The organism is Nevskiales bacterium (genome assembly GCA_035574475.1).
Lineage (GTDB): Bacteria > Pseudomonadota > Gammaproteobacteria > Nevskiales > DATLYR01 > DATLYR01.
Map to the genome: position 1 here is coordinate 1 of DATLYR010000185.1, position 6,837 is coordinate 6,837.

Sequence of the window (6,837 nt, forward strand, 5' to 3'; positions counted from 1 at the left end):
ACTCCGCGCTCGGCTATTCCGGTACCGCCGGCAACGCACCCTGGGTGCACAACAGCGAGTTCTACAAGAATCAGACCGGTATGGCGACCGAGAGCGTGTTCGGCGGGCATCCCGGCATGCCGCAGGATCACGCGCTGTGGGAAAACAACAAGATCTATTCCAACAACAAGGACTACTACAAGCTGGTTACGGCGGACGGCCCCTGTGTCACCAAGAAGCCGAGCGAACGCGGTGTAGTGCCGGCGGAGTTCCGTTATTTTGACGAACTGCCCGCGGATTTCCAGGAAGCCATCATGGATCGGACCGTGGTGTGCCCGCCGATCCCGTTTCCGACCGGTACCGGCATGATCATCGCCGGCGGCAACTACGATGTCGTGTCGCAGAACCAGGTATTCGACAACTGGCGCCAGGGCCTGTGGCTGCTGGCGATCCCGACGCTGATCCACAAGCTGACCGACAACCCGCAGAGTCCGCTTGACCAGGCCGGGATCAGCGGTCCCCTCGAACAAAACGATCCGACCGGCCAGTTTTCCACCGTCAACGACGTGCTGGGGGCGGTGACCAAGCCGGAAAACAGTGATGTCTTGCTCAACCCGGTGTTCACTGCCCATTTCAACCGCGTAATCGGTAACCGCTTCGGCGAGAACAGCCTCGGCCCGGTCGCGCTTTCGCAGCCGAATGGCGTGGATATCTGGTGGGACAACAGCGGCACCGGCAACTGCTTCGTGGACAACACCTCAAGACAAGGTGAGGTCACATCCGACCTGGGCCCGCTGGGCGTCATGGGCCTGCCCACCGAGTGCGCGGATGGCGACCCCAGTATCATCCAGCAGCTCATCACCGCGCGGCCGAACCGGTTGGTGGATTACGTGGAGTGTCTGAATTACAGCCGCACCAACCCGGATTCGAAGGGCAACTGCCCGTTCTTCAGCGCCCTCAATGCCCCGGCAGGCCGCGAACCCGGCGTCAGCCGGATCACATCGGAGAATCCCGCCCAGGCGGTGGCGGCGGCCGCGGCCCACGGCCGCGGAAATCTTGCCGGCTATTTCGTTCTGCACAACGACAGTAACAGCACGCACCGCCTGCAGGGTGTGACGCTTAGCGCCAGCGGCCCGGTTGCTGCGCTGGGCGGCCTGCGCCTGGTGGTGCGCGACATCCGCGGCAACACGTTTACGGCGCAGGGGCAACTGGACGGTAGCACCCTCAGCTTCAGCTTCGATACCCCCGTCAGTGTGCCCGTGCAGGAGGCCACGCTGGTCGAGCTGGAGCGTATACAGAGTCTCGCCGCACTGCCGGCAGATGGTTCCGGGAGCGTTCTACTGATGGCCACACTCGGGCTGGGTGGTGCCGGCAGTCTGTTGCTGACCCTGTTCGGCAGTGCGCGCCGCTCGGCCCGTGTGTCGCTGGCCCTCACGGTCGTACTGGCGCTGGGCCTGAGTGCCTGCGGCGGTGATTCGAGTTCGGGCTCGTCGGGCGGTGGTTCGGGTACCCAGCGCGTCAGCTTCACGCTCACTCAGCTGCAGTTCGAAGGCCAACCCGCCGATGCGGATTACGCAGGCCTGCCGCTCGCCGTCGGCTCGGTGACGCTGCAGTGAAACCGCGGGCCGCCATCGCCGTCGTCCTGCTGCCGGCCTTGCTTGCGGGCTGCGGCCGTCACGATACCGCCGCGTCGCCCGCCGCGACAGAGATCGAGATCCCGCCCGCAGAAGCGCGCCCGGCCAATATCGGTCCCATCAAGTGGGTGCCGGAAAGTCCGCGCTACCAGCAGATCCGCCGCGCGGCATTCCGCGAAGGTACCGATTTCAGTGCGCGCGTAGATTTCTCCCATGAGCGACAGACGCGGCAGGGCCGGTACCGGGTCCGCATTCTGGAGCGTGTATCGCAGGCGCAGGGCTTCGAATCCTGGCGGCTGTTGATCGTTGATGCGGACAAAAGACCGGTTGCCGGCGCATCGCTGCAGGTCAGCGGCGGCATGCCCGAGCACGGTCACGGCCTGCCCACGCGGCCGCGGGTGACCCGCGGCGGTGCGCCTGGTGAGTACCGCGTCGAGGGTTTGCAGTTCAGCATGCCCGGTTGGTGGGAGGTCAGCCTCTACATTTACAGTCAGCAGCGCGATGACAGCGTGACCTTCAATATTCAGGCTGGCTGACATGCGTGCCGGTCTCGCGCTGACCCTGGGTCTGGCGCTGACACTGAGCGCCTGCCAGCGTGCGCAACCGGAGTGGAGCACCGAACAGCGTGTGACCATCGCTGCGCTCTCCCTGAGCCGACTGCCGCCACCCCCCCCGGACCCGTCCAACCGTTATGCCGACGATCCACGCGCTGCCGCATTCGGTGCGCGACTGTTTGCCGATCCGCGTCTGTCGCGCAACGGGCGTGTGGCCTGCACCCACTGCCATCAGCCCGAGCGCGCCTTTACCGATGGCCTGTCCCGCGCACGGGGCTTGGGCGCTTCGCGACGCAATACGCCCACGCTGCTGGGTGTGGCCTGGAGTCCCTGGCTCTTCTGGGACGGGCGCGCGGACAGTCTGTGGGCACAAGCGCTAGGCCCGCTCAGTCATCCGGCCGAGCAGGGCCTGAGCGAGGCCGAACTCAAGCGCGCGATCACGCAGTATCACCGCAGGGATTACGAGGCGCTGTTCGGCGCGCCGGACGCACAACCGGCTCGTCAGGTTTCGGTCAACGTCGGCAAGGCCATCGCGGCATACGAGCGGACGCTGAAACCCGCGCCGACGCGGTTCGATGTCTATGCCGACGCTGTGGCCGCAGGTAACGAAAAAGCCGCAGCGTATCTGGACGAAGCCGAGCGACGCGGATTGAGGCTATTCATCGGCCGCGGCCAGTGTCTGCGCTGTCACCACGGTCCGCTGCTGACCAATCATGCTTTCCATAATATCGGGTTACCGCCGTTGCCTGGCCTGCCGCCCGACCGCGGTCGCGCCGACGGACTGCGCGCGGTACTTGCCAGTGGCCTGAATTGCCGCAGCCGCTACAGCGACGATCCCGATCGCGTCTGTCCACAGCTGACGTTCAGCCGGCCGGGCGCCGCCGAGTGGGTGGGTGCCTTCAAGACGCCCTCGCTGCGTGGCGTGAAACGGACTGCGCCGTACATGCACGACGGGCGCTTCGTCACTCTGGGCGAGGTACTCGATCACTACAACCGCGCTCTCGATCCGGGCCCCTTGCTGGGTCACTCCGAGCTGTTCCCGCTCGGACTGACGCCAGACGAAATGAACGATCTGCGGGCGTTCCTGGAGACTTTGTAATAACGGTGCGCACCGCCCAGCTTACGATTTCTGGATTACCTCGAACGTGATACCGGCGTGCCGCTGCAGCCGTGCGATCAGCGCATCGCCCATCGCCACCGCCGGGGTGAGGAAGCCGCTGCGCTGCGGCAGCGGGTCGCGCGCTAGGCAGAGCGCGGATTCGGCCAGCATCTTGGCGGTGTCGCCGTAGCCGGGATCGCCGCCGCGCACCTCGGTGACCACGCGCCGGCCGCCGGCCGTGCCGAGGAAGCGCACGCGGAACCAGCCCTTGGCGCGTTCCTCCGCGCTCGGGCCTTCGCCGGGATTGCGCAGCTTGAGCACTCGCTCACGCAACGGCTTGACCTGTGCGGCCGCGAACAGCGCGCCGGTGCCCCCGACGATCATGGCCAGCGTCGACAGGCGCTTGACCTGCATGTAATGCGCGTAGGCGAAGTCGGTGCCGTACTGTTTGGGCAGCTCGCGCGCCGAGCGCATCACCACCTGCGGGTCGATGGTCGGCATCGGACATACCCAGCTGCCCAGCTCTTTGCGGTATTGGATGCGACTGCGCAGGCGCCGCGCGCCGCGCCGTTCCGTGCGGCTGCCGCGCACGGACTTGCGCCAGCGCTGGAACTCGCGCATGCGCGCCATCGCGGTGACCGCGGAATGAAAGGTGCCGCCGGAGAAGTTGCCGCGCGCGCGCACGAAACCCTCCACCGTCACCGGGCCGTCCTTGGGCAGCTGCTGCACCGTGAACAGCGCGCCGAGATCATGCGGGATACTGTCGAAGCCGCAGCAGTTGACGATGCGTGCGCCGCTGCGCACCGCGGTTTCGCCGTAGGCGTGCTGCATGCGCTCGACGAATTCCGGTTCGCCGGTCAGGTCCACGTAGTCGGTGCCGGCCTCGGCGCAGGCGCGCAGCAGCGGCTCGCCGTAACGGATATAGGGGCCGACCGTGGTGATGACCACGCGCGTCTGCCAGGCCAGCCGCTCGAGCGAGGCGGGGTCGCTGCTGTCGGCCTCGATCAGCCCGATCTTCTCGCAGGCCGGGTTGAGCGCGACCAGGCGCCGCTTGACCGCTTCGAGCTTTTCGCGGCTGCGGCCGGCGAGCGCGAAACGCTCCGGCACCAGGTCCGGATGGCGGGCGAGGTACTCGGCCGTCAGCCCGCCGGTGAAGCCGGTGGCGCCGTACAGGACGATGTCGTAGGAGGGGTTCGTATTCTTGGGCATGGCTGGTTTCGTCATTCCCCCTTACAGGTGTGCACCGCGCAGCACGGTGGCCAGCGCGATACCTTCCGCCGTGGGCCGCTGCTCCTTGCCGCCGCCCCTGGCCGCGGCCGAGGACGGGAACAGCAGGTAACCGCGGCTCAGGATGTAATCGTTGACCTTGGGCCACAGCGCGTAGGACAGCTCGGCGGTGGCGCCGAGCGGCGTCTTGACGCGCTTGGCCTTCTCCACGATCGCCTTGCATACCATGTTGGCGGCGTCTTCGGGCGAATAGGTCGGCACGTACTCGTACAGCTTGGTCGGCGCGATCATGGGCGTGCGCACCAGCGGCATGTAGATGGTGCTGATCTCGATGTTCCAGGCCTTGACCTCGGCCGACAGGCAGCGCGAGAACGCGTCCAGCGCAGCCTTGCTGGCGACATAAGCCGAGAAGCGCGCGGCATTGGCCAGCACGCCGATCGAGGAGATGTTGATGATGTGGCCGCGTTTGCGCTTGGACATGGACGGCAGCAGTCTCATGATCAGGCGCACGGCGCCGAAGTAGTTCAGCTGCATGGTGCGCTCGAAGTCGTGGAAGCGGTCGAAGGACTCGACCACCGCGCGCCGGATCGAGCGACCGGCGTTGTTGATCAGGATGTCCACGTGGCCGTGGTCGCGCAGCACCTGGTCGGCCATGGCGTCGATCGCCTCCATGTTGTTCAGGTCGCAGGCGTAGTAATAGGCCAGCCCGCCGTGACGCTCGATGATCTCCTTGGTTTCCTTCAGCTTCTCCTCGGTGCGTGCCACCAGGATCACGCGTGCGCCGGCCGCCGCCAGCTTCTTGGCGGTAGCAAAGCCGATGCCGCTGGAGCCGCCGGTGATCAGCACCACCTGGCCGCGCACGCGCTGGATGAGCTTGCGTGGCACGTCGGTGTCGTAGTCCATGTGGTATTCCCAGTACTGCCACAGCTTCTCGGCGTACTCGTGCAGCTCCGGGCACTTGATGCCGGAACCCTTCAGCGCCGCGCGTGTCTGGCGGTCATCGAATACCGCCTGGTAGTTGATGGTGGTGAGCAGCGAGATCGGCACGCCGATGGCCTTGGAGATCTCGCGTGTCAGGCCGTCGATCGGCAGCCGGCGCGCCAGCCGGCGTGCCGGTTTGGGCAGGAGGCGCTGTACATCGGGCACGCGGATGCGCTTGGCCAGCTCGGGGCCGTGCGCGGCATCCATCAGCGTGGCCAGCACGTCGCCCACGGTAGGCGGCGGCGACTGCACCAGGTGGAAGGCCTTGCCGTCCAGCCCCGGCTGGTGCGCGAGGTAGACCATCGCGCTGGCGACATAGTCCACCGGTGCCACCGGCATCACGCCGCCCTCGATGCCGAGGAACGGGATCCACTTCGGCACGCTGTCGCGGATCTTCTGCAGGGTCTTGAAGAAGTAGTAGGGACCGTCGATTTTGTCCATCTCGCCGGTTTCCGACGAGCCCACCACCATGCCCGGGCGATACACGCGCCAGGGGACGGTGCACGCCTCGCGTACGATTTTCTCGGACTCGAACTTGGTGCGGTAGTAGGGATGGTCGAGGTCCTGGCCTTCGTCGAACATGTCCTCGGTGAAGGTGCCGACGAAGTGCCGGCCGGCCACCGCCACCGAGCTGGCATGGTGCAGGGTGACCTTGCCACCGAGCGCATTGACCAGCTGCACGACGTTGCGCGTGCCCTGGCTGTTGAATTTGTCGGCGGTGGCGTCGTCCATGTTCATGTCATAGACGGCGGCCAGGTGGAACACGTGATCCACCTGACCCTTGAGTTTCTTGAGGGCCGCGGGGGCGATCACGCCTTCCTCGGTGATGTCGCCCCAGACCGGGATCAGGTTCTCCGCGGTGCCGCCGGTGCGCTTGCGCAGGTCGTCGAGCTTGTCCCTAGAGGACTCGCGGATCAGCGCGTGGACCACGGCGCCCTTGCGCGCCAGCAGATTCTTGATGACGAAGCGGCCGATGAAGCCGGTGCCGCCGGTGACGAGGTAATTCACGGTTTGCTCCCGAGGTGATACCCGCCGGCAGGCCGGGATTCCCGGCCGCAGTCGCGGGCGTTTGGACTGCCTAGTAAACCCCCGCCCACAGGCAGACGCAAGGCCGGCCGCCGCCGCATAGCGGCCCGGCGCTATCCGCGGCGGCGGCCTTCGGGCACAATCGTTGCGGGGGCCAGTAACCATGCAATCCTGGGCGCAAATCCTGGCCGATGTGCAGCAGAACGGCTGGCTGTACCTGTCGATGCCGTTTGTCGCAGCCTTCATCGGTTACGTCACCAAGCTGGTGGCGATCCGCATGATGTTCGAGCCGATCGAGTTCGTCGGCATCAAGCCGTACTTCGGCTGGCAGGGCATT

The 6,837-nt window shown here is 66.3% G+C and carries 5 protein-coding genes; 3 read left to right on the top strand and 2 right to left on the bottom strand.

Going from position 1 to position 6,837, the window contains the following annotated elements; all coding sequences use genetic code 11:
- The 3 genes from VNJ47_11135 to VNJ47_11145 form a co-directional block, all read left to right on the top strand.
- On the top strand, nt 1-1,595 hold a 1,595-nt coding region (locus VNJ47_11135), incomplete at its 5' end, for a hypothetical protein (protein ID HXG29383.1).
- A complete protein-coding gene (locus VNJ47_11140) occupies nt 1,592-2,149 on the top strand; it encodes a FixH family protein (GenBank protein HXG29384.1) in 558 nt (185 codons plus the stop codon). The genes VNJ47_11135 and VNJ47_11140, both read left to right, overlap by 4 nt.
- Nucleotide 2,150: 1 nt before the next feature.
- Nucleotides 2,151-3,266 carry a cytochrome c peroxidase gene (locus tag VNJ47_11145; protein ID HXG29385.1) on the top strand — a complete coding sequence of 372 codons (1,116 nt, stop codon included), beginning with the start codon at nt 2,151-2,153 and terminating at the stop codon, nt 3,264-3,266.
- Nucleotides 3,267-3,287: 21 nt separating this feature from the next.
- Here the strand turns inward: VNJ47_11145 and VNJ47_11150 are convergent, their stop codons facing one another.
- A complete protein-coding gene (locus VNJ47_11150) occupies nt 3,288-4,475 on the bottom strand; it encodes a saccharopine dehydrogenase NADP-binding domain-containing protein (protein ID HXG29386.1) in 1,188 nt (395 codons plus the stop codon).
- Between the two features lie 21 nt (nt 4,476-4,496).
- Nucleotides 4,497-6,482, bottom strand: a complete 1,986-nt coding sequence (locus tag VNJ47_11155; GenBank protein ID HXG29387.1) for an SDR family oxidoreductase — start codon at nt 6,480-6,482, stop codon at nt 4,497-4,499.
- Nucleotides 6,483-6,837: the final 355 nt, after the last annotated feature.

Excerpts from the sequence above, each read along its gene's own strand:
- VNJ47_11145 (HXG29385.1), top strand. The coding sequence starts at position 2,151 with ATGCGTGCCGGTCTCGCGCTGACCCTGGGTCTGGCGCTGACACTGAGC.
- VNJ47_11150 (HXG29386.1), bottom strand. The coding sequence starts at position 4,475 with ATGCCCAAGAATACGAACCCCTCCTACGACATCGTCCTGTACGGCGCC.